At 70.5% G+C, this 1,113-nt stretch carries 1 protein-coding gene; it reads right to left on the reverse strand.

Features of this window, described 5'->3' with window-relative positions; all coding sequences use genetic code 11:
* Positions 1–40 precede the first annotated feature (40 nt).
* On the reverse strand, positions 41–1,113 hold a 1,073-nt coding region (locus tag ACWEBX_RS41305), incomplete at its 5' end, for a GMC oxidoreductase (protein ID WP_451889801.1).

A 1,113-nucleotide genomic window follows, 5' to 3' on the forward strand; every position in this document is an offset into this window, starting at 1 on the left:
TGCGGCGTTCCATTTCGTTCCGCCTCGTTCCACCGGCCCGTCAGCGGCCGGGCAGCGGAACATCGCGGCGCAGCGCGACCCCGGCGGCAGCGGCACGGGTGGTGATCGTGGCGACGGCGCGTTCGGCGAGGGCCGCGATGGTCAGGGAGGGGTTGACGGTGAGGGAGGTGGGGACCGCGGCGCCGTCGGTGACGAACAGTCCGCTGTGACCGCGTAGTTCATGGCCGTCGGTGAGCGCGCTGGTGGCTGGATCGTCGCCGATCCGCGCGGAGCCGAGCGGATGGGCCGTGACAGTGCCGGCTACGTCCTCGCTCCACGGACGGACCCGGGAAAGGCCGTCCTTCTCCATGATCTCCCGCAGCGCGGTGTCGGCCCGGTCCCATGCCCGACGGGTCCGGGAGGTGGGGTGGTAGGTCATGGTGCCCTGTCCGAGCCCTGGTGCCAGCCGGGTGAAGCTGCCGGTGAGCGGGACGATACCGAAGGTGCCTTCGTTGTCGTCCTCGGTCATGGCCAGCAGGGTGAGCCAGGAGCGCCACCGGGCCCGCATGTTCCGCTTCTCGATGCCGAACCATGCAGGTGACCCGGCGGACTGGGCCAGCAGGTTGGTCAGCGGGGGGAAGTAGATCTGCTGGAGGGTGAAACGGCTGTACTCCGGGGCGGTGGGGTCCAGATGGTCGTAGGTGGCGGCGGTGATGGGCCGGCCCACGGGCAGCCCGCGGTAGGCGGAACCGTCGGGACGTGACAGCTCCAGCAGTGAACGCGCCTTGTCCTCGACGATGTCCGCGACACTGACGCGGTCGCCGTTGCCGGAGAAGTAGCGCCCGACAGCGTCCGGGATGCCTCCGAGGAGGAGAGCGGAGCGCTGGAGGATCACGGGTGTGCCCACGGCACCGGCGGCGAGGACGACGACCTTGGCGTGGATGACGCCGGCCTGCGTGCTGCAGCTGTAGTCGTCGGGGTCCAGGACGGTGTAGCCGACGGCGTAGCGATAGCCGGACATCGGCGACGGGGTGAGGGTCTGCACCTCGTGCAGCGGGCGGATCTCCGCGCCGTGGGCCTCCGCCGCCGGCAGGTAGTTGAGCAGCAGGGAGCGTTTGGCGTCGAAGCGGCAGC

Source organism: Streptomyces sp. NPDC005070, from assembly GCF_053600395.1.